The 576-nt window shown below is 71.5% G+C and carries 1 protein-coding gene; it reads left to right on the forward strand.

Annotated elements, in window-relative coordinates; all coding sequences use genetic code 11:
• The first annotated feature begins 160 nt into the window (after window positions 1-160).
• Complete coding sequence (gene ykgO, locus B8460_RS19745) at window positions 161-286, forward strand: type B 50S ribosomal protein L36 (RefSeq protein ID WP_048863340.1); 126 nt, start codon at window positions 161-163, stop codon at window positions 284-286.
• The last annotated feature ends 290 nt before the right edge of the window (window positions 287-576 follow it).

Below are 576 nucleotides of genomic sequence, written 5' to 3' on the forward strand. Positions count from 1 at the left end.
CGCCGCCGCCGAGGCATGACCGGCGAGACTCCCGTGCGACCGCGGGCCGGCCGGTGCGTGCTCGCCTTGACAGGGGCGCCGCGTCCGCGTACCTCGCGCGCCTTCCGCGTCGCTGGGCCTTGCCCGTGCGGCGCCCGTCCGTGTGCCCGGGAATAGTGTGATGAAGGTCCGTAACAGCCTGCGCTCGGCCAAAGTGCGCGACAAGAACTGCCGCGTGGTTCGCCGCCACGGGCGGGTCTATGTCATCAACAAGAAGAACCCGCGGATGAAGGCCCGCCAGGGCTGAACCGCCGCGGCCGGGCGACCGCGCCGGCCGCGATGACGATCACCGGCTTCCCGCGGCAACAGCCTCGATGGCGCGCTTGTGCGGGCGGCACAGGGGCGCCATTTTCCGGACAGGCCCGCGGCATGAGGGTATCCGGATGATCAGACAGCCTGAACCGAAGCCGGACGTGATGGCACGGCGCGACGCCATCGTCGCCGGCCTGCGTGCGCTGCTGCCGCCGACCGGGCTGATCCACGAGCCGCTCCGGCTGAAACCGTACGAGACCGACGGTCTCCCCGCCTATCGGCAGC

Source organism: Acidisphaera rubrifaciens HS-AP3 (assembly GCF_000964365.1).
Lineage (GTDB): Bacteria > Pseudomonadota > Alphaproteobacteria > Acetobacterales > Acetobacteraceae > Acidisphaera > Acidisphaera rubrifaciens.

Bases quoted from the DNA above. Each gene is read 5' to 3' on its own strand.
- ykgO (WP_048863340.1), top strand. From the start codon at position 161: ATGAAGGTCCGTAACAGCCTGCGCTCGGCCAAAGTGCGCGACAAGAAC.